Annotated in this window: 21 protein-coding genes, 1 tRNA gene and 1 pseudogene; 11 read left to right on the top strand and 12 right to left on the bottom strand. The window is 40.9% G+C overall.

Annotated features, from left to right (window positions below; translation table 11 throughout):
* The first annotated feature begins 227 nt into the window (after window positions 1–227).
* Entirely contained in the window at window positions 228–1,034 is an 807-nt protein-coding gene (locus tag K0S23_RS08700; protein ID WP_300356249.1) for a hypothetical protein, read from the top strand.
* Window positions 1,035–1,391: 357 nt separating this feature from the next.
* Here the strand turns inward: K0S23_RS08700 and K0S23_RS08705 are convergent, their stop codons facing one another.
* The 7 genes from K0S23_RS08705 to K0S23_RS08735 all read right to left on the bottom strand — a co-directional run bounded on the left by K0S23_RS08705 (window position 1,392) and on the right by K0S23_RS08735 (window position 7,409).
* On the bottom strand, window positions 1,392–3,005 hold the full coding sequence (locus K0S23_RS08705; RefSeq protein WP_300356251.1) for a tetratricopeptide repeat protein: 1,614 nt from the start codon (window positions 3,003–3,005) through the stop codon (window positions 1,392–1,394).
* A gap of 185 nt (window positions 3,006–3,190) precedes the next feature.
* Entirely contained in the window at window positions 3,191–4,093 is a 903-nt protein-coding gene (locus K0S23_RS08710; protein ID WP_300356252.1) for a substrate-binding domain-containing protein, read from the bottom strand.
* Window positions 4,094–4,097: 4 nt separating this feature from the next.
* The gene (locus K0S23_RS08715; RefSeq protein ID WP_300356254.1) at window positions 4,098–4,304 is read right to left on the bottom strand and encodes a hypothetical protein; all 207 of its coding nucleotides are present in this window, start codon (window positions 4,302–4,304) and stop codon (window positions 4,098–4,100) included.
* A 58-nt stretch (window positions 4,305–4,362) separates the two neighbouring features.
* Window positions 4,363–5,223 (bottom strand): energy transducer TonB, encoded by an 861-nt coding sequence (locus tag K0S23_RS08720; protein ID WP_300356256.1) that lies wholly within the window; start codon window positions 5,221–5,223, stop codon window positions 4,363–4,365.
* A gap of 2 nt (window positions 5,224–5,225) precedes the next feature.
* Window positions 5,226–5,873, bottom strand: a complete 648-nt coding sequence (locus K0S23_RS08725) for a biopolymer transporter ExbD (RefSeq protein WP_300356258.1) — start codon at window positions 5,871–5,873, stop codon at window positions 5,226–5,228.
* Between the two features lie 14 nt (window positions 5,874–5,887).
* Window positions 5,888–6,574 carry a biopolymer transporter ExbD gene (locus K0S23_RS08730; RefSeq protein ID WP_300356260.1) on the bottom strand — a complete coding sequence of 229 codons (687 nt, stop codon included), beginning with the start codon at window positions 6,572–6,574 and terminating at the stop codon, window positions 5,888–5,890.
* 31 nt (window positions 6,575–6,605) lie between these two features.
* A complete protein-coding gene (locus K0S23_RS08735; RefSeq protein ID WP_300356261.1) occupies window positions 6,606–7,409 on the bottom strand; it encodes a MotA/TolQ/ExbB proton channel family protein in 804 nt (267 codons plus the stop codon).
* 351 nt (window positions 7,410–7,760) lie between these two features.
* On the opposite strand from K0S23_RS08735, the gene paaZ reads away from it, so the two are divergent.
* The 5 genes from paaZ to K0S23_RS08760 all read left to right on the top strand — a co-directional run bounded on the left by paaZ (window position 7,761) and on the right by K0S23_RS08760 (window position 14,598).
* A complete protein-coding gene (gene paaZ / locus K0S23_RS08740; RefSeq protein WP_300356262.1) occupies window positions 7,761–9,833 on the top strand; it encodes a phenylacetic acid degradation bifunctional protein PaaZ in 2,073 nt (690 codons plus the stop codon).
* 83 nt (window positions 9,834–9,916) lie between these two features.
* On the top strand, window positions 9,917–11,080 hold the full coding sequence (locus tag K0S23_RS08745; RefSeq protein ID WP_300356264.1) for an energy transducer TonB: 1,164 nt from the start codon (window positions 9,917–9,919) through the stop codon (window positions 11,078–11,080).
* A 2-nt stretch (window positions 11,081–11,082) separates the two neighbouring features.
* The gene (locus K0S23_RS08750; protein ID WP_300356266.1) at window positions 11,083–12,225 is read left to right on the top strand and encodes an energy transducer TonB; all 1,143 of its coding nucleotides are present in this window, start codon (window positions 11,083–11,085) and stop codon (window positions 12,223–12,225) included.
* Window positions 12,226–12,229: 4 nt separating this feature from the next.
* Window positions 12,230–13,348: a hypothetical protein gene (locus K0S23_RS08755; protein ID WP_300356268.1), complete on the top strand. Its 1,119-nt coding sequence runs from the start codon at window positions 12,230–12,232 to the stop codon at window positions 13,346–13,348.
* Window positions 13,349–13,371: 23 nt separating this feature from the next.
* A complete protein-coding gene (locus tag K0S23_RS08760; protein WP_300356270.1) occupies window positions 13,372–14,598 on the top strand; it encodes an energy transducer TonB in 1,227 nt (408 codons plus the stop codon).
* A gap of 372 nt (window positions 14,599–14,970) precedes the next feature.
* Here K0S23_RS08760 and K0S23_RS08765 read toward each other — a convergent pair whose 3' ends face one another.
* A complete protein-coding gene (locus K0S23_RS08765) occupies window positions 14,971–15,732 on the bottom strand; it encodes an alpha/beta fold hydrolase (protein WP_300356272.1) in 762 nt (253 codons plus the stop codon).
* A gap of 28 nt (window positions 15,733–15,760) precedes the next feature.
* On the bottom strand, window positions 15,761–16,273 hold the full coding sequence (locus tag K0S23_RS08770) for a heavy-metal-associated domain-containing protein (RefSeq protein ID WP_300356274.1): 513 nt from the start codon (window positions 16,271–16,273) through the stop codon (window positions 15,761–15,763).
* A gap of 135 nt (window positions 16,274–16,408) precedes the next feature.
* Between K0S23_RS08770 and K0S23_RS08775 the strand changes: the two genes are divergently transcribed.
* Window positions 16,409–16,924, top strand: a complete 516-nt coding sequence (locus tag K0S23_RS08775) for a DUF2480 family protein (RefSeq protein ID WP_300356276.1) — start codon at window positions 16,409–16,411, stop codon at window positions 16,922–16,924.
* Here the strand turns inward: K0S23_RS08775 and K0S23_RS08780 are convergent.
* Both K0S23_RS08780 and K0S23_RS08785 read right to left on the bottom strand, forming a co-directional pair.
* A complete protein-coding gene (locus K0S23_RS08780; RefSeq protein ID WP_300356278.1) occupies window positions 16,911–17,522 on the bottom strand; it encodes a polysaccharide deacetylase family protein in 612 nt (203 codons plus the stop codon). The two genes, K0S23_RS08775 and K0S23_RS08780, sit on opposite strands and share 14 nt — an antisense overlap.
* Before the next feature lie 9 nt (window positions 17,523–17,531).
* Window positions 17,532–21,695, bottom strand: coding sequence for a DUF2723 domain-containing protein (locus K0S23_RS08785; RefSeq protein WP_300356280.1), 4,164 nt, complete (start codon window positions 21,693–21,695; stop codon window positions 17,532–17,534).
* 183 nt (window positions 21,696–21,878) lie between these two features.
* On the opposite strand from K0S23_RS08785, the gene K0S23_RS08790 reads away from it, so the two are divergent.
* The 4 genes and pseudogenes from K0S23_RS08790 to K0S23_RS08805 all read left to right on the top strand — a co-directional run bounded on the left by K0S23_RS08790 (window position 21,879) and on the right by K0S23_RS08805 (window position 23,827).
* Window positions 21,879–21,951: transfer RNA gene (locus tag K0S23_RS08790), tRNA-Gln, on the top strand.
* 382 nt (window positions 21,952–22,333) lie between these two features.
* A complete protein-coding gene (locus K0S23_RS08795) occupies window positions 22,334–22,705 on the top strand; it encodes a hypothetical protein (protein ID WP_300356281.1) in 372 nt (123 codons plus the stop codon).
* A gap of 15 nt (window positions 22,706–22,720) precedes the next feature.
* A pseudogene (locus K0S23_RS08800) lies at window positions 22,721–23,203 on the top strand (DUF2971 domain-containing protein); the annotation flags it as partial.
* 204 nt (window positions 23,204–23,407) lie between these two features.
* On the top strand, window positions 23,408–23,827 hold the full coding sequence (locus K0S23_RS08805; protein ID WP_300356283.1) for a hypothetical protein: 420 nt from the start codon (window positions 23,408–23,410) through the stop codon (window positions 23,825–23,827).
* A 283-nt stretch (window positions 23,828–24,110) separates the two neighbouring features.
* On the opposite strand, the gene K0S23_RS08810 is transcribed toward K0S23_RS08805, so the two are convergent.
* Window positions 24,111–25,679, bottom strand: coding sequence for a PQQ-dependent sugar dehydrogenase (locus K0S23_RS08810; RefSeq protein WP_300356285.1), 1,569 nt, complete (start codon window positions 25,677–25,679; stop codon window positions 24,111–24,113).
* Window positions 25,680–25,715 lie beyond the last annotated feature (36 nt).

A 25,715-nucleotide genomic window follows, 5' to 3' on the forward strand; every position in this document is an offset into this window, starting at 1 on the left:
GGCCTTTTTGGTTTTACTATATTCTAATCTAATCACTAATTGAATACCTTTTTTTAAAAGAATTTTATCTGTCGAAATGCCTTACTTAACGGTAGCTTGCAGAGATTTAAAGAATATAGGAGTTTGTTTTTAAGCTGATTAACGGTAATTTATCCGTAAGCAAACCTTAAATGAAAGTGGATTGGCACGAATTTGGTAAGTTTGGCGAAAATTTAAATTTATAACCTATGAAAGTATTAATGATGGCTGGTTTCCTGGGAACAATGGCTCTTTCGGGAACTGTTTTTGGCCAGTATGAAAAAGTGTACTATAATGACACCACATTCGAAACGGATAATTACAAAGTAGAGATCGATAATATTGTGGCACTCGCAAAGGAGGTCAAGTTCAGAATGACGATCATCAATAAAACGAATGACTGGGTCTTGTATCTTCCCGAAGAGGGGAAATTCGAACTTGGAGGAAAGCCATTGGATTTCAAAGAGGATAAATTATTAATCCCGCCTTACGACAACAAGAAAAGAATTCTGCGTGCAACAGGAACAGGATTAAACGATGCCCGCGCTTTCAATTTTGTATGTGATGGGTTCTATAAAGTGCGCTTAAAAGATGCGTCAAAGTCTCCGGAATTCAAACTGCCTATTTCATCCAATGAATTTGTTGCTGAAAACTTTAAGGTGACTTTGGTTAATTCCTCTAAAACATCGGCAAGAACGGATGTGAAATTCAACGTGACTTACAACGGAGAAGGAATTGGTTTTGTTTCACCGGCAAAAATTTCGATGAGAATGCCTGACGGAAATGTCTATGCTACCGCAAAAACTAAAGCAGATGTAGTTGCCATTGAGAAAGGAAAAACAGAATCCATTACAGCTGTCTGGACTAAAATGGAAGGTGGTTCCAAGAATGATATGCAAATGGTTGAAATGTGGCTTTTGTTTAACGGGGTGTTCCAGGAAAGCACACAAGTGAAGCTCGAGAAAACAATTGTTCCTTTGAGATGGAATGAAGCAATGACTATCGGGAAAAAGTAATTTTACTTTAATAATAATTGATAGGTCCGGGCAATACGTCCGGACTTTTTTTTACCACATAGTTACAACACTTACGCAGAAGCTTGTGCCATCGCTATGCGCCTATGCTGAAGCTCCGGCGTAAGCATAAGCTATTGGCGACATGTGATCAGCGAAGGCGCATAGGTCAGATAGCATTTTAGTGTCTCCAAAAAGAACAAGAAATGTTATTCACCCGTCTTTCCTTCCTATGTTTTCTATGTGCACTACTGTGGTTTTAATTGAGTACCTATATAGCTCTATAAAACTTTTGAATTGGATCAAACAAAAATCCCTTCCACATAAGTGAAAGGGATTCGATTATCTATTCTTTCAGATTTACTTTTTAAAGTATGCTTTAGCTTGTGCGTCGTTCGGGTCTAGCTCCAGAACTTTGTTCCACATAGCGTCTGCTTTTGCTTTATCCTTCATCGGGGAGTTTACATAGTAATCTCCAAGATACTTGGAAGCTTCAATGATGTAAGACTTATAAGAACCTGTAGCAATATCCTCAGGAGTAAGTGCAGCTAAGAAGCTTTCATATTGAGGCTGTGCCAAATACTTTTTAGGCTTATTCGTAAGATCCAGCTGAACACGTGCACGTGCCTGCCAGAAATGTCCTCCGGGGAATGTAGGTGATGTTTCCACCAAACGTCCGAAGATCGAATCTGCCATTTTGTAGTCTTTTGGACCGAAATAGTAAGCTCTACCAAAATCGTAATATTCGATAGCCTGCATTTTAGCCGGGTACTGATTCATTTTCTTTGTATATACTTCTATCAGTTTCGGATAGTTTTTCTTTTCAGCATACAACTTCGCAATATCAGTAAGGTATTCGGAAGCTTTTGCAGTATCTATTGCAGCAGCTAAATAATATTGTTCGACCGTTTTGTCTTCCTGACCTAATTTGTCGTAGATCATTCCACGGTATTTATAGTCGGATGAAATGATCTTTTCTTTAGGAACGATTTTCAGGAAATTTTCGCTTTCATTCAAAGCCTGAACATATCGCAAGCTGTCAGCGGATTCATTGCATTCGTACAAAGAATAGTATAACATACGTTTCGTATACAAATTCACGAAACCATGTTTTTCAATTTGCTCGATTTGAGATAAAGCGTTACAATATTGCTTTGCTCCGAACAATGAACTTGCGTAACGGTAACGTGCTTCATCCGTGTCGTTCAATTTCAAATACTTTTCCCACGATTCGATCGCAGCGGCATATTGGTCGAACAGGATGTTCAACTCTGCATTTTCTCTGTATGCAGGTGCATAGTTCGGGTCGGCAGCCTGTGCTTTTTTGTATTCTTCGTTCGCCAGCTTGTAATTTTGAACGCGCTGATAAATTTGTGCTTTGCGTACAATCACTCTTGCTGAATTCGGGTCAATAGCCAATGCATTATTGTATTGTTCTGTTGCAGCAGTTGCGTTGGCATTGCTTTGAGCTAACAAAACATCTCCCAATAAAACGTATGCATCCAGGTTTTTCGGGTCTAAACGAACAGCATCACGCAAATAAGCTTCTGCCACCTTCAGGTTTTTCACTGGCCCTGTTGCATAAGTCTCGGCAATACGGTGAAGAACTACCGGGTTTTTGCGCTTTGTTTTTTTGATGATTTCACAGAATTGCTGACCTGCAGTTGTAGTGTCACCTTGAAAGTAAAGTGCTTTTGCAGCGGAGACCATTCCTAATTTGTCTTCCAGGTTGATTGTTCCTGCTTTTCTCCACATGGTAATAGCCGAATCTTTTTCTCCGATGATTGCATAGAAATTCCCAAAAAAGAATGCGTTCTCCACACTGTTCGGATCAGCCTGAATTAATTTTTGATATTCTTTACGCGCTAAATCATAACGCTCATTTTCCGTTTTTTTGTTTGCGTCCTGCAATGTTTGAGCCTGTGCGGCTGTTCCTAAACTCAGTGCAAAAACGAATAGTTTTAACTTGTTCATGTTATTTTGTCTTTTCAACGTATTGGTGCATTATACAATTCCTTTGCCAAATTAGTACAAACTGATTAAATCGTATGCTTTCTTAACGATTATTTCATTTTAATCGACTCGTATGTATTCCTGATTGAGCGAAATGAAGCAGGGAGGAATTGAATGATAATTTTCTAAAAACCAGGTGGATATCGCTATTCTGTGGTGAAATTGATTTCCCGTGGAGTTCCTCTTCCGGGTCCGAGCTCACATTTTTCCAATAGAAGCTGACCTTGGCGCGAATTCAGGAAAGTTACAAATCCGGTGTTTAATCCGTCGGGTGCCCCGGAGTTAATTGCCCAGATAGGTCTCCAAAACGGGTATTTTTTCTCCGTTATGTTTGCTTTTGATGGTCTCCAGTAAGATTTTTCATTTCCCTGGATTCCCACAACAATGAATTTTTTGAGCCTGGCTCTTACATCTGCATCGTCAAAATCACTAATAAAATTGTACCCGATCACACCCAATGTGTTTGGATGTTCCTGAACGTATTGGATTACATCTTCCGTGTTTTTGGCAGCATGAACCTGTTTTCCGAAATCTGTTCCGATCCAGTTTAGCATGTAGTTGAAGTTTGCCGACTGAACCCGGTCAAATACGATTTCTATCGGTTTTTGAGATCCGGGCCAGGTAGTGCTTTTTCCTGATAAAAATTCACGAAGCTGCTTCTGGGTAAGCAGGGTGTCTGTATTTCCAAGGTTAACAATGAAGGTGATTGCATCATGGGCAATGATCTCGGATGTAACTGTAATGTTTCGGGATCTCAGGTATTTTCTTTCTTCGTCGGTGTAGTCTCTTCCGGTGAAGATTGTTCGTGCGGTTCCTTCGGATAATGCTTTCATGGCATCGGATTCGCTGGTGTATACCAGGTTCAGTTCAGCATCCGGATAGATTCCTGAGAATACATCTGATGCGGTTTTGATAAGTGGTTTGAATGATTCATCCAGATACATTGTTTTCTTACCACGACGAGGGGTGTCATCAACCTGTTGATTGGTATTACACCCGAACTGAACTCCCAAAACAAGGATCAGACTTAAAATAACCAGTTTTTTCATAGTCCTATTTTTCTTCTCTGTCTTTTTTGATTGTCGTATATAAACGAAATGCTCTGTACGCGGCATAACCGAGCAGCAGAACAATAAATGCATTGCGTTTGAACCCGTAGATTTTTTCGATAAACAAATCTGTGAATAGCAGGTAATAAGTCATGACTAAACACATGATGATCATGAAACCTGCAACAATATGTGTGATGTTTTTATACATGTTAATGCGAAAAATCCCCCTCGGCATAGCTGAGGGGGACTATTTAAGAATAATGAAATTAATTCAATTTGAATGTTACCGGAAGGGAGAAGATACTGTTCACCGGTTTTCCGTTGTTCTTTCCTGGTGACCATTTCGGCATTCCTTTTACAACACGGATTGCTTCTGCGTCACATTCAGGACAGTCAGTTACACCTTTTTTCAATTTTACGTTGGAGATATAACCATTCTCACTTACGACAAACTGGATGTAACATTTTCCCTGGATTCCCATTTCCTGGGCAACCTGCGGGTAGTGAATGTTTTCACTCAGGTACTTCAAAAGAGCTGCACGACCTCCGGGGAAATCTGCCGGTTCATCTACGAATTCGTAAATTACTTCCTCTTTTTTCTCTACCTTTTCCTCTTTCGGTTTTGGAGGAGTCGGATCTACCTTTGCAAACGGATCGCCTTCGTTCTCATTGGTCTCAGTTGAAGCCTTCGTGTCCTCCACATCCGTTTGAGTTACCGGAGGAGTATCGACTTCGTCATCTGTTACCACAGGAGGTAGGAACTGAACGGTTTTTTCCATTGGCGGGATTTCCGGCTCAAGAGGTTCAATGATTTCCTCTTCCAAAGGAGCATCAACAGCAAATGCTGTTAAATCCAAAGGAACTTCTTTTGGTTTTTCTTCCGGAAGGTTCATAATTAACTTATAAATTCCGAAAGTCGTTCCAATGAACAGGATCACACCGGCCATAACAAGTATCAGGTTGCGGCTGTAATTCGTTCGGATCTGGTACGCACCGTATTCGTGGTTGCGGTCCTCAAAAACGATCTCATTACGCTCGTCAGATGTTACTTGCTGCCAGGTTTTAGAGCTGAAGTACTCGTATAACGAAATACCTGCTACTAATAGAATTACGATTGTTATTAACATATCTATTTATTTAATGCTTTGTCTAACAATGCCTGTTCGCTGTTCATGATATCTACCGGAGCAATTACCCCGACAGATGCAATATACAACTCATCAATTACATCAATAAAGTTTCTCGTCTTGGCCTTCATATCCGTTTTTACCAAAACTTTCAGCGCTCTCTTATCTTTTTTTGCCTCATTCAAATTTCTCTTGTAAATTGAATCTGCAATTTGATTACGCTGCAGTTTTCCGTCCAGTTCTACTTTCTTCATCAGAACAAATTTATTCTCTTCTACAAGAAGTTTTCTAAGACCAGTCGGACCAAAATCCGTTTCGGTCAACTGTGTAGGAGGTTCACCGTCCTTGTTTCCCTCTGGGTGAAACTCGCCTTTGTAGTAAAACAAACGATCATCAGATACGATAAATGTAATCGCGTTATTTACTAAACGAGATGGATCCTTTGGATCAGGCGGTTCCTGCTCTTTAGCTGGGTATACCAGGCTCATTACCTTTGGTTTCGCAAATGTTGAAGTCAATACGAAGAAAGTCAACAACAGGAAACCTAAATCCACCATGGGAGTCATATCGATACGCGCAGGTGCTTTCTTAGGACGTTTTTTACCACCTCCTTTTTTGCCTCCTCCGTCATCTTGTGCTAATTCTGCCATCTTTTCCTGTTATTTTATTTAACTACTGCTGATGCTTCTTGCGAAGTAATGAAGTTCAAGTTGTTCAGGTTCAGATCACGGAAGGTTTCGATAGCGCTTTTAACACGCACGTACTCCGCATCCATTGCTGCTTTCAATACAAACTTCGGTTTATAATCCTCTGCCTTTAAGGGCTCCTGACCTTTACCTTGTTTCGAACTTTCTTCTTCGAACATTTTCTTTCCGTAATCAAGCATTTCGCGGTTCGCGAAATTGATCCAGTCTTTCAATTCATTGTGCAAACTGTCAGAAGGAATCCCGACCTCAGTAGGGAATGCCTTTCTTCCTGCACCGTCCAATGAAAGATATTGGGGAAGTTGATTCATAGAACAGCCAATACTCGTAATTCTTACGAATTCCTTCATATTGTCTTCGCTCAATGGAACTTTGTACTTAGCAGCCATTTGGGTAAGCACTTTTCTACGCACCTCTTCTCCTGTACAGGAAAAGAAAATACGACCTCCTTTATCAACAGTCACTAATATCAACGTCTTTTCGGGAATATCTTTTTCTCCGATGGACGATGGAATAGAAACATCAACTGGTTCATCTGTACGGAATGTTGCTGCAAGCATGAAGAAAGTAACCAAGAGGAAAGCCAAATCCACCATCGGCGTCATGTCGATGGATGGGGATCCTTTGGATGTTTTAATTTCTGCCATTCCTTAATATTTTATACCGTTTAAACGGATATTAGTTGTTATTTGCATTGAAGTTCTGAACGATAGCAAATCCAGCCTCATCCATTGCGTGTGTCATTTGATCGATCTTCGTGTTGAAGAAGTTGTAAAGGATAGTTGCAATGGTAGATGCGAAGATACCTAAGAACGTATTGATCAAGGCTTCAGAGATACCAATCGATAATTTTGTAGTATCCGGAGTACCTTGTCCCATTGCAGAGAACGAACGGATCATCCCGATTACTGTTCCGATCAAACCGATCAATGTACCAACTGATACACACGTTGAAATAATTACAAGGTTTTTGGATAACATTGGTAACTCCAACGCGATTGCCTCGTCGATTTCTTGTTTGATGATTTCTGATTTTTCTTCTTTAGTCAAAGAAGGATCGCTTTTAACAGATTCGTATTTTTCCAAACCAGATCTGATAACGTTAGCCAAAGATCCTTTTTGTTTATCACACTCTTCGATAGCGCCTTCTAAATCGTTAGCATCCAATAAAGATTTGATGTTTTCTACAAATTTGTTGATGTTTCCACGTCCTTTTGTTTTTGAAATGCTGATGAAACGCTCAACAGAGAAAATAATCACGATAAGGTTTACCGCCATTAGGAAAGGTACGATAATACCACCTTTGTAAACAATTCCTAATACATTTCCTTCAATCGGATGTTCATTTGGATCGTTATTCACGAAGTTTGACGGATCTCCTAAAATGAAATAATAGATAAGAAATCCAATTCCTAATGCAATTGCAATAGATAATGAGGCAACTAATGATGAAAAACCTCCTCCTGTTTTTGTCTTGCTCATAATTTAGTCTTTATTGAAACTTTTTACATGTTTAAGCCTCAAACATACTAAAAAGGTTTTAATTAGTTTCAATCCTTTTAGTGAAATGAGTTGCCTTTTTTATCAAAATGTTTCAAAACACGTTTTAAGTACCTGAATTATCAATTAAACGAAAGAAATGATTGATTCTATGGAATGTTACGCTAAAATAAAGCCTGCATTAACCCCAAATGAACTTTTCAATTCTCAGGATTCTGTACAAGCAAGCTTATATTTGGTTCAATCGGAAGATTATTTGGAAAGAAATTACACTGTTTTGCAACCGTCCTGATTGAGCGTTGTATATTTGAAATGAAATTTCATAGGGATAAAATGATACAAGTAAAGAATTATATATGCGGCCAGTGGGTTGCCGGTGAAGGTGAGGAACAAAAGATCTACAATGCGATTACCGGTGATCAGATCGGTTCTGTTTCGAGCGCCGGATTGGATTATGAAGCTGTGCTTAATTACGGGAGAACTGTTGGTGGGAAGGTCCTGCGCAAAATGACTTTCCAGGAGCGTGGGCGCATGCTGAAAGCATTGGCTCTTTTCTTAATGGAACGCAAGAAAACATATTATGAGGTCTCCGCCTGGACCGGAGCAACAAAGGTGGATTCCTGGATCGATATCGAAGGTGGGATCGGGAATTTATTTGCGAACGCTTCTTTGAGAAGACAATTTCCGGACTTACCGTATTACGTGGATGGAACAGCGGCTCCAATGTCTAAAAACGGTTCGTTTATCGGGCACCATATCCAGGTTCCGAAACAGGGAGTAGCAATTCATATCAATGCGTTTAACTTCCCGATCTGGGGAATGCTGGAGAAAATTGCGGTGAACCTGATGGCAGGTGTTCCTGCGATCGTGAAACCTTCTGAGTTTACGAGTTATCTCACCGAGGTAATGGTGAAGGATATCATTGATTCAAAAATTCTTCCGGAAGGAGCATTACAGTTGGTTTCGGGTTTTGGCCGCGGAATTATCGATCACGTCATAAGTCAGGATGTGGTAAGTTTTACCGGAAGTGCATTTACCGGGCGCAAATTAAAGGCACACCCGAGATTATTGGAGGAATCGGTTCCGTTTAACCTGGAGGCAGATTCCCTGAATGCAATGATTTTGGGGCAGAAAGCTGCACCGGGAACGGAAGAGTTTGACATTTTTGTGAAGGAGGTCACACGAGAGATCACGATCAAAGCCGGGCAGAAATGTACGGCTGTTCGTAGGATCCTGGTTCCTGAAGATTTTGTTGAAGAGGTTCAGAAAGGAGTTTCGGCTCGTTTGGCATCTACAACGATCGGTGATCCGAAAGTGGAGGGTGTACGAATGGGATCTTTGGTGAACAGAACACAGGTTGACCGCGTGCGCGAAAATGTGGAATTGCTTGCGAAATCACAGCAAATCGTTTACGGTAACATGGATCAGTTTGATGTACTTGGGGCGGATAAGGATAAAGGAGCTTTCTTTTCCCCGATCCTGTTCCTGAATGATTCGCCTTTTGACAAACAGGACGTTCACAACATAGAAGCTTTCGGGCCGGTATCCACGATTATGCCTTACAAAGACCTGGATCAGGCAATTGAATTAACTAAATTAGGAAAAGGTTCACTGGTAACATCGATTGTGACCGCCGACGATAAAGAAGCACGCGAGTTTGTGGTTGAAGCAGCTTGTGTGAACGGACGAATCCTGGTTCTGAATAAAGATTGTGCAAAGGAAAGTACCGGACACGGATCTCCGATGCCGTTGTTAACACATGGCGGACCGGGACGAGCAGGTGGCGGTGAAGAAATGGGCGGAAAGCGCGGAGTGATGCATTATATGCAGCGCACGGCGATCCAGGGACATCCAACGACCATTACGGAGATTACACAGGTTTTCCAGCAAGGTGCAAAGGGAAATCTAAGTTCCGTTCATCCCTTCAAGAAGCATTATGAAGAATTGGTTGTGGGAGATCAGCTGATTACCGACAGCCGCTTAATTACTGCTGAAGATATTGATGCATTTGCTGCTTTGAGTGGAGACAATTTCTACGCTCACAAAAGGGAGACAAATTTTACAGGAACCATGTTTGATGAGCAGGTGGCGCATGGATACCTGATCATGAGTATTTCAGCAGGATTGTTTGTGGATAGTTACGAGATTAATCCGGTGTTGCTGAACTATGGTATTGATGAATTGCGTTTTACGAAACCGGTTTATGCGGGAGCAAACATCCACATTCGATTTACCTGTAAAGAGAAAATCAGTACGGATGTCACTCCGAATGATGAAGATCCGAAGACGCATATTCAACGCGGAGTAGTAAAATGGCTGGTTGAAATGCTGGATGATACGGATGAACCATTGGTAGGGATTGCTACTATCCTGACTATGGTTAAAAAACTAGATCAGAGTAAATAAATCTGTTCGTTTAATCAAGGAAGGGGAGACTGGAAATAGTCTTCCCTTTGTTTTTTATATCTTAGCAGGGTCAATCAATTTAAATGTCTAAATTTCAAGGAATCACCATGCGTATCTCAATCAATATAAGCCTGTTTTTAGTCCTCTTTACGTCACTGCCTGCAGGTGCTCAATCTGCAAAGGAATTGAATAAGCAGTTGCGTGCTGAACTGGCTGTGGAGCAGCAGAAACAGGATTCCTGCCATTCGGTTTTCCTTCGATCGTACCGGGAACTGGACAGTGTGAAAGAAAGCGTGTACATTAAACTGCAAAAATTGTCTGAAGCGGCAAGATCGATCAGGGAAACCTACAGTTCTGTTTCCTCCTCACTGAATACGTTAAAGAGCCTGGGCAGGTATCCGGATATGGATTTCAAAGAGTTGAATGCACTGAAGGATTACTCTGATTTTATAAAACCGATCAAGGGCTCGCTGAAAACAAAAGAACGCTTTGAGGTGGTTTTAAATAACGAAAATCTTGAAAAAGCTAAAACAAAGGAGCAAAATCAATTGTGGGGGCAGAAGCTTGTGGAGTACCGGGATAAGGCGGCGTTGAACGCATCCGGTTTCAGGAAAAATGAAGCAGCACGGATACAATTGCAAAGCTTTTCTCCGCAACTGGACTCAATTCTGATAGGATATCAGTATGTCACTGAAGATCTGCTGCCAAGAAAAGCGCAGTTGGAGAAGGAACTTGATGTACTTCGTGAGAATTACCGCTTGAAAGGTCCGGAAGGATTCTCGTTCGCGTATAGAGAAGCTTTTCCGGATATTCATCCGCTTCCTCCAAGGGAGAATGGTGATATTGTAATGGATGGAACAATCGAAAGTGAAGGCGATTATGATGCTGTACCGGTGCAGAAAGAGTCAAGTATCCCTGTTCAGGAACCTGAGATTTACGAAATCGTTGACGAACCGGCAATATTTCCGGGAGGTTATGATGCTTTGAAGAAATACCTGGCAGAGAATATTGTTTATCCTTCGTTTGCCAAAGAAGCCGGGATTTCCGGAAAAGTATTTCTGAAATTTGTTGTTTCAGATAAAGGGAGGATTTCAAATGTGAAAATCATGCGGGGAATCCCCGATTGTCCGGAATGTGATAAGGAAGCAATTCGCGTTGTAAAAGGAATGCCTGCCTGGATTCCGGGTAAGGTCAAGGGCAAAGCGGTGAACTCCGTTTTCAATCTCCCTGTTCAATTTAAACTATAGCTATGAAAAATCTACTATTTCTGCTTGTAATTATAATTTATTCGTTTAGTTACGGGCAATCCGCAAAGAAATTGAATAAGCGACTCTTGGCTGAGTTCGCTTCGGAACAACAAAAACAAGATTCCGCTTTTGCTGTTTTCTCGCAAACAAAGCGGGAATTTGATTCGCTCAAAAGAGTGACAAATGGAAAGATGGATTTGTTGTCCAACGAAGAACGGCGGGCTGTGAAATCAGTTGACAAAACTATTGAATTCATCAGTCAGTTGGAAGAGCTGGGATTTAATCCTTATGCTATAATCCCGAAGGATGATCCCAATAGAAAAGAATTCCCAAGGTACCGGGAATTTATCAGGCCGCTTAAGGAAATAATGAGAACAGAGGTGAAATTTGATAAGGTATCAAACAGGCTTTATTTGGAGGGCCTCAAACGAAAGGAGCAAAATGTCATGCTGACCGAAAAAATCAGCGAATATAAAACGCATTCGAAGGACAACGCTATCCACCAGGAGAACTTGGAGTCGAATATGGAAAAATTACTTGCCTTTTTTCCGAAAATGGATTCCTTGTCTCGTTACTATAAAGCGGTAACGGATGAATTCAAAATCAAAGGAGCTAAGTTGGAAAGTAAACTCGACGCATTGCGGGCAGAATATATCGAAAAAGGACCGCGTGGATTCTCTGATGCCTACAAAAAAGTCTTCTATGATGCATTTCCACCTTCGCCGGAAGAAATGATCCAGGAAGTTGAAATGACTAAAGCAGGATGGGGTGATGGTACTTACGATATGGTAATAGCTCCGCCGGTCGAGCCAAAAGATCAGGAGGTAGTATATGATTATGTGGAGGAACCCGCAAGTTTTCCGGGTGGGAGCGAAGCTTTGAAAACGTTTATTTCCAAAAACTTGCGTTACCCTGAATCAATGAAAGAAGCCGGAGTACAGGGGAAAGTGTATTTGAAATTCGTGGTTTCTGAAACGGGGGAGATTTCTGATGTTAAAATTGCAAGAGGTATTCCCGGTTGTAAAGAGTGCGATACGGAGGCAATCCGTATGGCCAAAACAATGCCGCTTTGGATTCCCGGTAAGAATAATGGGAAAGCGGTGAAGTCTTATTTTATTTTGCCAGTTAAATTTCAATTGGAATGATTTTATGAATAAGATTGTTATCGCAGTATCGTTCTTTTTGCTGAGCCAGTTGGTTTTGGGACAATCTGACCGGAAAATCAATAGTCAGTTAAAGGCAGATCTTTTGCGTTGCTGGGAAAAGCAGGATTCAGTTACGCAATTATTTAAGACCAAAGAGTATCCATTAGCCTTACTCAAGGGGGAAACAATGTATCACCTTTCCATTTTGGGCGGGGAGAAGAATTCAACAGAAGAGCTGATTCTGGTAAACACGCAATTGAAGGAGAACCTGGAAATGTTGGGTGTGGATTTGAAATCTTTGATCTCAACGGACAAAACTCCTGTCTTACCTGAGTACAAATTGTTAACGGATCCGATGCAAGAAATAATAAAAACGCATTTGGATATTGGTTTGCCGCCTGTTAAGGCCTATTATGACCATCTTCCGTTGGAAGAGCAGAACGAAATGTTGCGGAAAGAGATTAGTAAGAATGAATATTATTTAAATTACATTTCTTCCGAATTTAATCAGATAGAACCTCATAAAACACAGCTTGAGCAGCTTACCCCCAAACTGGATTCGATGCAAATCGGTTATCAATTAATGAGGAAAGAATTGCTTGCTGTGAAGAAAATATTGGAGGGAAAACTGAAAGAGATGCGAGAGAATTATGTCACCAAAGGACCAAATGGTTTTTCAGAGGCCTATAAAAAAGTTTTTCCAGAGATTGGAAGGACTGTAAGCATTGAAAAACGAATTTTTGAAATGCTTGAATCGGAACCTGAGCCTGATATGGGGCCTGGTAAAAGACAGGAACCAATTGTTTATGAGTTTACGGATGAACCGGCGATGTTCCCGGAAGGAAATTCAGCTATGTTGAAATATTTGACGGAAAATATCCGTTATCCGGAAGTAGCTGTTGAGATTGGAATTCCAAGTTCGAAGTGGTATGTTCAGTTCATAGTGAGTGAAAGAGGGTCAATTTCCAACGTTCAGGTAAAAGGTGGTATAACTGATTGTCCGGAATGCAATGCAGAAGTAAAGCGGGTAGTAAAATCAATGCCGCTTTGGATTCCTGCAAAAATTAATGGGAAATCAGTAAACTCATGGTTTATTCTGCCGGTTACAATTGGTTTGCGCTGAATAGAATGGTAAAATTATTTTTCATGAAACTCTTTATTTTATTCCTTTTATTTCTGTTCTCAGCAGCTTCAATTTTTGCCCAATCCAAAAAGAAGATCAATGACCAGTTGAATACTGAATTGGCAGCGGTTAAAACGAAGGTTGATTCCATTACTGTTTTAGTTTCACAAAAAGCATCTCAACTTCTGATCAAACAACAGGATTTTGAATCTGCGCAGTTGAGAAATACACAGCGGCAGGCAACAGATCTGAAGGATGCACTTAAAAGCGTGGAAAAATCCTATAATCAATTGATCCGTTTGGAAAAAGATCCCGCCAAACTCGTTAATTTGAATGCTTTGAAAGCAGAGATAGATCGTTTTCAGGAAAAGCAGTCGGCAACAGAGCTCCCAAAGGAGATTATGGAGCCTAAGGAACTTATTCTGATTAAAGATACCATACTTGAAAAAAAACGCAGCCGGAAAGCACAAAACGAGTGGCTGCGTGGAGAATTGGTTCGGTATTCATTGGTTATAGAAGAGAATAGGACTAAACTGAACCAAATAAATAACTATTCTGCGACCATTGACCGGATGCGCCCTGAATTGGATTCGGTTTACCTGAGTTACGAAGAAGTATTGTATAATTTGGCAATTGGAGAAGCTAACTTACGGGATAGTATTCATAAACTTCGGGAGTTTAGTCTTAAAAATTGGCCAAAGAATTTCTCACCGGTATTTGAACGGGAATTCGGAAAACCGGAGAGGAACGAAATTTCACAACCTACAGGCGAAGGATGGAGCACAAATGTGTGGTATGCTTATAATGAACCGGTTGAATTGGCAGTAGATTTTATCAGGTACGCCAACTCCATTCCGATTAATGAATTTAGTGTGGAAAGGATGAAAAGTCAGGGAAGTGTAATTCGTCGCTTTGATCCGGATCCTGCGATGATTTATTCCCACGTGGATGAAGAAGCAGAATTTCCGGGTGGTCGAAGTGCACTGATGAAATTTTTAGCTGAAAATTTTCAGGTTCCCGAAGTGCTTAAGGAAATGGGAATGTCGTTTAAGCTACGGATGAAGTTTGTTGTGCTGGAGGATGGAACACTTTCAGATGTTACGGTCTACAAAGGAATGCCCGGATGCCCGGAATGCGACAGGGAAGCAATTCGCGTCTTCAAAATTATGCCGAAATGGATACCCGCAAAGTTGCATGGAAAAACAGTGAAATCCCAGTACAACCTGCCGATCAATATTCATTTGAATTAATTGGATCGGATATCAAATCCAAAGGACAACTGATTGATACCCTAAGGAAGGGCGACTGGTAAGCGCCCTTTAAAATCTGTGCATTTGTGGTAAAAAAAAGGTCAATTGCGATTCATTCTCAACGCTTCGCGTCCCTGTCTTATCCTTATCTCAACAAAAACTCCAAAACTGCATGGAAAAACAGTGAAATCCCAGTACAACCTGCCGATCAATATTCATTTGAATTAATTGGATCGGATATCAAATTCAGGATAACTGGTTAATACCTTAAGGAAGGGCGACTGGTAAGCGCCCTTTAAAATCTGTGCATTTGTGGTAAAAAAAAAGGTCAATTGCGATTCATTCTCAGCGCTTCGCGTCCCTGTCTTATCCTTATCTCAACAAAAACTCCAAAACTGCATTCATGAATTCTTCCGGTTGTTCTGCATGAACCCAATGACCTGCATTTTCAATACTCACAAAGGAAGAATCCGGGAATTGATTTTCAATATCCGGAATATCTTTGTCCGGGATGTAATTGGAAAGTGATCCTTTGATAAACAGGGTTTGAACCAAAACTTCTTCTTCCGGGATGGCTTTCAGGATGTTTTCCATTTCTTTTTCAAGGACTTTGACATTCATCCGCCAGGCCAGTTTCCCCTTTTCGATCCAATACAGGTTCTTCATAAGGAATTGCCTTGTTCCGTTTTCGGGAACAAATGGAAGGAGGATTTCTTCGGCAGCTGAACGCGAATCCATTGCTGAGGCATTCACCGCAGCAATCCCTTTTAAAATTTCCTGGTGGTGCGGAGGATAGCTTTTAACTCCCATATCCACCACGATTAATTTTTCAATGCTGTCGGGATAGAGCTGTGCATAACGCATAACTGTCTTCCCGCCCATGGAATGCCCCAGGAGATTGACTTTTTCCAGTCCAAGATCGGTAATTAATTCATGAAGATCTTCTGCAAGAAGGTCGTAATCAAATTCTTCGCTCCAGTCTGTATGACCGTGATTGCGCTGATCGACTAAAATGACCTGGAAATACTCGGAGAAACGTTTGGCATGAGTTTGCCAGTTGTCTGAAGAACCGAAAAGTCCGTGAAGAATAACTAAGGGTTTTCCTTCTCCGATAATACGATGTTGCAGTTTCATCCTGCAAAACTACAAATAGGGATTGTTTTTAATTAACCAAATGAGAAAAAAACTCGAAAATATTGGGCATCTCCCAATCAGCTTCAGGAACTTCTACATTGATCTTGGTCGATTTCGTTTCGCTGACCACAGTAGTTGACGGACTGCTGGATTTTGTTTCACCGGCTAGATCCGTAGAACTGGATTTCCCTGTTGTGAATTGCTTTTCATTGATGGTTTCAATAATGGAAGCAATTTTGTCGGCAGAGATCTTTGATTTATCAAATGTAATGTATGCTGTGTTGGTCTTTCTTCCGGCTTCAAAATCATAGGAAACACGGTCAACCGCTCCGGTTTCTTTTAATGCCATCCGGATTGAGCCTCCGCAGGCATGCTCACAAGTCATTCCCGAAACTTCGATTGCCAGTTTACGATTAGCCTGAACCGGGTCTAATTTTTTATAGATCACTTTCTTTTCAACGGAAATAATCTTTTTCTCATTGGATGAACAGGATGCAAGAACTAGTCCGGTGGCAAGACTTAAAATAATGGCGTGTTTCATGGTTTAACTTTTATGGGCATAAATGTAAGGCAAACAAAACACGTGTTTCACTAATTTTTGTTAAAATGCCTGTCGTGGAAACTGAATTTAACATCTCCGGATTTCCGAAGAAGAGAAATCCGTAAATTTACATCCATGTCTGAGATCGTAAATAAAGTAGCACAAAGTGGATTGATTGCAATTGACCTGGCTGAATATTGTCCGAAGGATTCTGAGTTTGCAGGCTTTGATTTTGAACCTTCTTTATGGCAGGGATTGGTGTTGAAGGAAAAAGACTTCCGTGATTATGTGAAGAGTTTCGACTGGAACCAATTTCAGGGAAAACATGCTTACCTGTTTTGTTCTGTTGATGCTATTTTGCCTTCATGGGCTTTTATGCTGGTAAGTTCTAAACTGGTTGGTCTTGCGAACTCTGTTACGATCGGAAATTTAGCTGATGCGAAACAAAAAGCATTGGAGCTGAGTATCGAACAACTGGATATTGATCAGTTTACCGACGGGAAATTAATCGTGAAAGGGTGTTCTGACATCCCGAATCCGGAAGCGGCAATGTCGCAGTTCCTGGTGAAAGTACAGCCGGTTTGCTCCAGTGTTATGTACGGGGAACCTTGTTCTACCGTTCCGATTTACAAAAAGCCTAAGCAGAAATAACTTCGGAATGAAATCCCTTTGCTTTCAATAAGCGGAAGAGTTGGGGAAGCAATTGCTTTTGCCGTTCGGTGATCTTTGCATTGTCGTGCAAAACCAGGATATCTCCTTTTTTGATTCGCTTCGCTTCCGAAAGGATGCGTTCGTTACTGACATTCAGATCGTAATCGTATGACAACCAGGACCACATGATGATCCGGTGTGTTTTTCCTATTTCCTTCGCTACACTTGGTTTGATTCTTCCGTAAGGTGGTCTGAAGAGTTTCGTCTGAACCGTTTTTTCAAATTCCCGGAATGATTCCAGGTACAATGCATTTTCTGTCCTGATCGAATTCAGGTGCTTCATGGTGTGATTACCGATGGTATGTCCTTCCGAAACAATTCGCTGAAACAATTCGGGATGCCTGATGATATTTTGTCCTACGCAGAAAAAGGTTGCTTTCCACTTGTATTCTTTCAGCAGGTCCAGGACAAAGGGCGTGATCTCGGGATTCGGCCCGTCATCGAAGGTGATAAAAACGGTTGGCTCGGAAATGGAAAACCTCCACCTTAACTTTGGGAAAACCCAATTAGTCAAGCGTGGAGGTTTAAATAATTTCATTTTGAATGTTTATTGAATCATCGACTCACTGTCGGAAGCTGCAGCTTTACTTAGTACATCTTCGTTTAAAACAGCTTCATTTGGGATTCCATCCTGAGCTGGCGGTTGCGGAGCACTTGGAACTTGTGTTCCCGTCAATTGAAAAGTAAAATCAATGGCGTTCATTGTTCCTTGCAAACGTGCTTTTTTCGAAGCAAAGTTTCCATCGGTTCTGCTTTCACCGTTCTCCAAAGAAAGCTGATCCAGTTCAGTATAAATACGTCTCAAATCCTGGTTGTAAAGTGCTTCCAGGCCTTTTGTCGTTCGGCTGGCCAGGACTCCGTTCGGATTCCCGATTTGCGGATCACCTGCAAATTTGTGAAGCGTCGCATAATTAATTACTGCAGAGATATAATCGATATCATTGGATGCAGCAAATTCCGCCGGGCTGTTTTTGAAATAACCCAGGATACTTTCCAACTGGCGTGCTACTTCAGCTCCTAGTTTTTCCGCTCCTTGTTTGTCATTTGCCCTGTAAAGGAAGCCCACATAATCCTGCAGTACTCCGTCCTGGTATTGTGCATACTCTGCACCATTTGCATCCTTGATACCACCAGAAGGAGATGGCCTTTCACCGTAATCAAGTACAATGTTTGCCGGCATTACTTCCAGTGACTTGTAAATGACAGTGGCAGCTTTTTTACGTAATTGTGCCGGAGTCAGACCCATAGATCCTTTGAATGAATTCTCCAGTGAATCGGCAACTCTCGCCTGACCTGTAGCGCGAAGATTTTTGATCATCGGACCGTATTGTTCCTTGCTCATCTCCATTTGTTCTGCTTCGGTAATGTAATGTTCTGCCAATTGAGCAAACATCGTTCTGAATTGAACCGTTTGTCTTCTTGCATAGTAATCAGTTAACACATCAGGATCATTCATTTTACCGTAATGATATGTTTCCATCAGATGTTTATACATCAGTTTTTCATTGATTGGAGTTCTTCCCTGAGCCAAGATCGGTGTAATCTCCCAAGCCATACCATTCGTGCGTAAATGCCCGCTTTGATACATTGCCGTTGAAATTTCCGTGTTGCCCGGAGAAGTGAAATACATCGGTCTTTTCCAGTCGTTGTTTGCAAGCATATCCAGGATCATAATGTCTGACTTCGTGATTGCCTGAACGGATCTGGAATTAAAACGGAAACGGATTTCATCTTCGCAATTTGCCAATTCCTCTTTGGAAATGATCTTGGATGCCAACGCATTTTTCTTGTTAACCGGTAGAATGAAACCTGTACTTGGAATAACTCTTAAATATGCAGTTCCGTACTTGATCATGTTATCGTCGTCCTGCATAAAAGAGATTACCTCTTTGATTGGCAGGAATGACCATGCGTCTTCCCATGAACCGATCATTTCCTGCAATGCTTCCAATCCTTTCACATCAGCCTCAAGCATGTGGTTTCTGTATCCTTCAAAAATTTCAAGAATACCGTTTTCCATGCTTTCAACCACGTCAATTGTAACTGAATCTGGGTTTGCATTGCTGAATAATTGGCGAATCTCATTGATTCTTGGATCGTACGCAACGTCTTTTGCTTTTACGGTTGAAAGAACAGAAGTAGTTGTATTTACAAAGCTCGTGAAAGATTGTTTAAACTCTCTCGGGCTGTTCTTTAATTTCATATTGAACAATTTCTCCAGTGTTTCACGGTTGATTCCCTGGTTCAGCATTTGAGTTGTTGACATGAAGAAAGCCTGATCCGTTCCTCCTGCCCACTGAAGAATTTGATCTTCTCGGAAAGTAATAGGAAGTGGTTCTGACTTGTACATCTTCATTTTCATCTGGTTGGTATACCAGTCGGTATCGAATAGACTCGTGTTACAAACGCGTACATCTGTTCGTTCTCCTTCAACTTCCTGTAAGTACCACAAAGGGAATGTGTCGTTGTCACCAACTGAGAAAATGATCCCGTTTTCAGCACATGACTGCAGGTAATTGTATGCCAGGTCATGAGCAGATGTTTTTTGTGAACGGTCGTGATCGTCCCAACCCTGTTCGCCCATCAGATACGGAACAAACAATGTCAAAATAGTAAATAAGGAAGCCGCAATGGTTTGATTTGGCAATGCTTTCCTCAGTCCATAGGCTAAGCCGAGCAGGATTAGTCCGATAATTGCAATTACCAGCCATGTTTTTAATATGAAACCACCGCCTGCAATTGCAAAGATCAAAATGAACCCGGTAAGTGCACCATATCCGTACAACATGTTTTTCCAATCAGCCTTATTGAAGTTTTTATAGGCATCGTATAAGGCCAGGACGCTTAACCCGATCCAGAATGCAAAGGCATAGAAGGAGGCGGCATAAGCATAATCCCGCTCACGAGGCTCGAATGGTTTCTGATTCAGGTAAATGACAATTGCAATTCCTGTAAAGAAGAACGTTAAGAATACAATGAATGCGTCTTTAGGAGCTCTGTAGAAATGGAAGATCACCCCGATTACTCCCAGAATAATTGGAAGAAGCCAGAAATTATTGTGTGCCGGATTTTCCAAAGTGTAGTATGGAGCATGCTCCTGGTTACCTAAACGTTCGTCATCGATAAATGAGAAGCCTGAAATCCAGTTTCCGCGCATTTCATCACCATGTCCCTGGAAATCGTTCTGACGACCTGAGAAATTCCACATGAAATAACGCCAGTACATCCAGTTCATTTGGTATCGGAACATGTAATTCATGTTTTCACCGAAACGTGGCAGTCTTAAACCATCTGCTCCGTTTTCATCCGAATCCCTTACATCTGTCGGATCATAACCTGACCAGTATTTATATTGAACAATCTTAGGGTCGTTCGGATTATTCGATGTGTAGTACATGCGTGGCAGGAAAGTGTTTTGTGAATAGACCTGTTTGCTTTGCTTTCTTACACTTTCGTTACTGGAGAAGTACTTTTCCTTTACCGAATAGTTTCTGCCTTTTGATTTTGCCCAGGCACTGGCTTCTTTCTCAGTTTTAAATGCTTTTGCATCCATTCCTGTCTGATCGTTTTCAACAACAAAACGACGCAGGTAGAATGGACTTCCGTCCTTGAATTCACTTTGATCCGCCAAAGTAGAGTTCCAGTAATTACCGTTTAAGATAGGCCATGAACCGTATTGCTCGCGTTTCAGGTAAGCGTGAAGTGTTACCAGGTTTTCAGGGTCATTTTCATCCAATGGCGTGTTTGCATTGGAACGGATAACAATGACAGCGAATGATCCGTAACCGATCAATAGGAATGCTAAACTCCACAATGCGGTATTCAGGATAGGTTTTGCTTTTCTCTTAGCATATCGGAATGCCCACATAAAGACACCGATCAATAATAGGAAGAAGAAAATAGTTCCCGAGAAGAATGGTAAACCGAATGAATTGACAAACGTAACCTCAAAAGAGGAAGCTACGGCAACGGTTCCGGGGATAATTCCTTCCTGCACAAAGGCAAGAACCACTACCGAGATCAAACCGGTCAGGATGATTCCTTTCAGGTTTGTTTTCTCCCAAAGGTTGAAATAAATAACATATGCAATAGCCGGAACAGCAAGTAGCCCCAATAAATGGACCCCGATTGCCAATCCGAACATAAACCAAATCAGGATCATCCAACGCATAGGAGATCGTTTGTCAGTGATTTCACCGTGCTTGATACCGATCATTTCGGAATCCCATTTCAGGATCATCCAGAAGATTGCTGCAGTAAATAGGGATGACATGGCGTAAACCTCTCCCTCAACGGCAGAGAACCAGAATGAATCAGAGAATGTGTATGCCAAAGCACCTACAATTCCAGCTCCGAGAGTTGCAATTTGATCACCTCTCGACCAGTCTCTTTCTTTGCGCTGCATGATCTTTTTACCGAACATGGTAATCGACCAGTAAAGGAATAAAATAGTAAATGAACTACATAAAGCTGAAAGACGGTTGATCCATACTGCCACCATTTCAGGCTCGGCAAAGAAGGAGAACAAACGTCCCAGTACCATGAACAACGGCGCGCCCGGAGGGTGACCAACTTCTAATTTATTTGCTGCTGTGATATATTCCCCGCAATCCCAAAGTGAAACGGTATCTTCAATGGTTAGGAAATAAACAATCGTTGCGATTAAAAAAACAAACCAGCCTGTAAGGTTATTCAGTTTATTGTAATTCATGATTTACTTTGAAAGTTTGACTCGCGAAGTTATAAATATATTGCGACGATTCCTCATTGAAATGCTGAAAAATGCTAAATGGATGAATTTCAATGTTTTTTCTTCTTTTTGTTTGAAAAACTGAAGTTTTTTTATTGGTTTTCTTGTGTGAAAAGAATTTAGTATTAACTTTGCCCTCGCAATTGACCCATGGTGTAACTGGCAACACGTCTGGTTTTGGTCCAGAAGAGTCTAGGTTCGAGCCCTAGTGGGTCAACAATAAAAGCCTCATCGAAAGATGAGGCTTTTTTGTTTTCCACCCACTTAGGTGAGAAGTTTATCCCGGACATCCGCATGAGCGGATCGTCGGGGAGCCCTAGTGTTTCTCCAAACTCACACTCCCGCTCATACTTTTTAGCATGTTTTTTGAGTGTGAGAATTAGAGCGGGGGCAGCATTTTTCTGTTTCCCCCTTTGGAGGGGGATTAAGGGGGAGGACATTTTTAGTAATTTTTCTTTTTGTTTGATGTTGTGCAGTTTAGAAATAAGCTCCTTTTTTTGTGCTCATTGGTTTTGTGGTTGAATGGTGGAAATGTAGTTTTGTCAGTGGGGGCGGGATTTGGTATAGAATTGCTATATTGAACCATCTAATTGTTACAAATGAATAGCAATAATATTCCTAAGGTGTTTACAGATCAGGACACCATTTATCATTATACTTCTTTAAATATTGCAATAGAGCATATTCTTTTTGAAAAGCAACTCCGATTTTCACCAAGAATTCATTCAAATGATCCAATTGAATTTCTCAAATCTATGACAGGAAAAGGAGGTCAATATAGAGATCTGGAGCACATGCTAGAAGTTGAGGGGAGAACAGCAGACGATTCAAATAAAATTTCTCTAGGATTAAAGGAAAAGTTTAATCAAGTAAAACAATTGTGTTTTTGTCGGAATGAATCATTGGAAAAAACTCAAGGACAATCCAGTTTTTATGAGGAATATTATGGGTTTTTAAAACCAAGAATGTAGGATCAGTATGGGGATAAGTATAATGGAGTGTGCCTTTCGTTTTCAAAGTCTAAATTACTTGAAGTTCATAAAGATGAGAAGCGAGATGTTAATTACCTGCCTTACAGATGGTTATTTAAGGATAATTCTATTAGACTTAACGAGTTAGATAATTTAGGTTATCAGCAATACAGCAAGTTAGCTTTCGAAAATATGGTACGGGATTTATCAAAAAAACATATTGATTATTCAGGAGAATGTGAATTTAGGTTATACTCCTTTAATGAGAAGGAATACGAATACCCTGATGTCTCAAATGCAATCAATGGGATTATTGTACCAAGAAGAAATTTGTCAAAGTTTGCAGAGCAACAATTGATTCAATTTTCTAAGAATATGAAGATTGAAATGCTTTATTTAGAATGGAGGAGTGATGGAATATCAATAACGACATTAGAAGAAGATGAAAAGGTTTACAATATAATAATGAATAATTTGGAAACTGATAAATTGCAATAACGATGAAAGGTATTGTTATAAAGTAATATTAATCATCAGAAAAATCTGCGCCTTCTGCGAAATCCGCGGGAACCATAAAAATCACTGCAGTCTTATAATTTTCCTTACTTTCATCCCATGCATCCGATCAGACTTTCCCTTGTACTTATGATCTTCTTCTTCGCTTTCATGTGGATCATATTCCCTTTTTTAAACGATTTGCTGATGAAGCAACTAACCGGTTTATCAGGATCAATGGTATTCACCTCAACTTCTATGGGTGGTAAATCGAACCTGGCCTTAAAAACTGCGCTTTCATTCGGAATCCTTCCTTTACTTTCCCTGGGAGTTTTCCAGCTCGTTAAACGCTTCAAAAATCCGGGTTACCCGTCTCGTAAACTGATAATGATCTTATCCCTTGTTTGTGTAAGTTACCTTATCGGGTTCTTTTGTAAGGTTATCTTTATTTTGATTTCATTGGATGTGATTATCTCCGAACCAATTTCTCCCAATGTGAAGATGGATGTTCCTTTGAACCAGCTTTACTTTTATGACTATGCCTTGGTTTTTAGCATAATTGCCGGTTTGTTAGTATTCCTTTTTGCAAGAAAAAGGACTGATTCACAGGCTGGCTATATCGGCTAAGTTATTTTTTGTCCGAAAATTCTTTTTCCTTACCTTAGAGAGTACCGTAAAAGCAGGATCATGAAAAAGTATTATTATCGCGCAGAGGAAGGCTCGGTTTGCCCAGTCTGCAGTACTCCGATTCCCGACGGGGAACAAAAATGTCCCAACCCGGGATGTCCGTCAAATACAACGCCTCCGGTCCATTAATTCCATTTTTGGAAAGAGTTTTTCTTAGATCAGACATGCTATGTGACCTATGTATCTATGTGGTTATTTGATCACAATTGTTATGTAGTTTTTCTTACTCCTTCACAAAATTCTGGATGCGTTCCATGCTTTCCGATTCATATTTAAACCAGTAGAATCCTGCTGAGAAGGAAGAGAAATCCAGGTTGATGGTTTCGGTTTCTCCCTTTATTTCCTGCAGTTTGGCTCCACGGGAATCAAAAATTTGGATGGTATAGGGTTTCTCTTCGGGAACGAGGATCTGGATCATTCCGGAAGATGGATTGGGAGTGATCTTCAACCCGATTTCGGGATAGGGAGGGTTTTCTGGTTCTACATAAGTGTAAACAGTGATTTTGTCAAAATTTAAAGTTCCGCCGCCGTTGTTGATCAGGTAAATTTTCTTCCCATCAGGGGAAAAGGTAATATCACGCAATCGGCCGTTTAGTTGCTGATCTTCGACAAAATATTTTTTAGGATTTGGGTTCTGCGGAGTGGAAGCTTCAATTGTTCCTTGTGCATTTAGACGGAATTGATACAATTCCATGTTTGTAGCCTCGCCCTTTTTTAAAGTTACCAGGAGAATACTGTTTGTCCATTCCGGGATTCCTTGACTATTATAATAAATCCCATCGGATGGAGCAATTGTACACCAGGAGCTTCCGTTTCCGGTAAGGGGCATTTGAACTGTACAAATGGAATAAATGGGTTCTACTAAATGATCATTTTGGATCAGGGGGTGGGGAACATAGTTGCTTGCGTAGTTTGTTTCGCCGGGGAAATTGTTGTCGTTATGATAGCCGTGGATATTTTTCCATCCGTAATTCATTCCCTTTTCCAGAATATTGATCTCATCGTCAGTACGGTCCCCGTGTTCAATGGAATAAAGAATATCCAGATCGTTGTTGTAAACCAATCCCTGCGGGTTGCGGTGGCCTCTTGTGAAAAATGAGTTCCCTGCTATTGGATTATCTGAAGGAATGCTCCCGTCCATGTTGAACCGGTGAATTTTTCCGTTATCTGTAGTCGGATCCTGTGCAAAATTATTCGGATTGTCGGATTGGGGATTGTAACATTGCGGGTTATTGGTCTCAGAAGAGCCATGATCACCTATCGAAACAAACAGGTACGAAATATTACTTCGTTTAATAGCGAGTAATCTTCCTCCCCAATGATCATAGCCATTTGAAATTCCTGTTACGATATCCTGGTAGCCGCTTACTTGCTCTGTACTCGGATTCCATTTCAATCTGCGGATTTTATATCGGGTGTCCGGACTGCCGGACGTTCCTGAATTATAAGCATACATGAAATAAATGAACGCAGAATCGGGGTGAATAAAGTCAGGATGTAATGCCAGGCCCAGTGTGCCTCCTCCAATTGTAAGATTCGGACACAAAACAGAATTCTCCAGGGGGCTTCCGCCGAAATAATCGGCTGCTGCATGAATAATGGTTTTGCTTCCGCTCACAGGGTCGATTCTTGAAACTCTGCCGTTGCTTTCTGTTACCCAAAGCATGGAATCCGGTCCGTAAATGATTTCCCATGGACTTGAAACCTGCGTTGGGAGCTCTGTTCGGATAAATGTTTGTGAAATACCAGATAAGGAGTTCAGGGTGATAAGGAGGAAGAGAAATTGCTTCATGATGGGCGGAGTTGTGCAATAAATGTAATTATTTCT

It is taken from the genome of Fluviicola sp. (genome assembly GCF_029266855.1).
GTDB lineage: Bacteria > Bacteroidota > Bacteroidia > Flavobacteriales_D > Crocinitomicaceae > Fluviicola.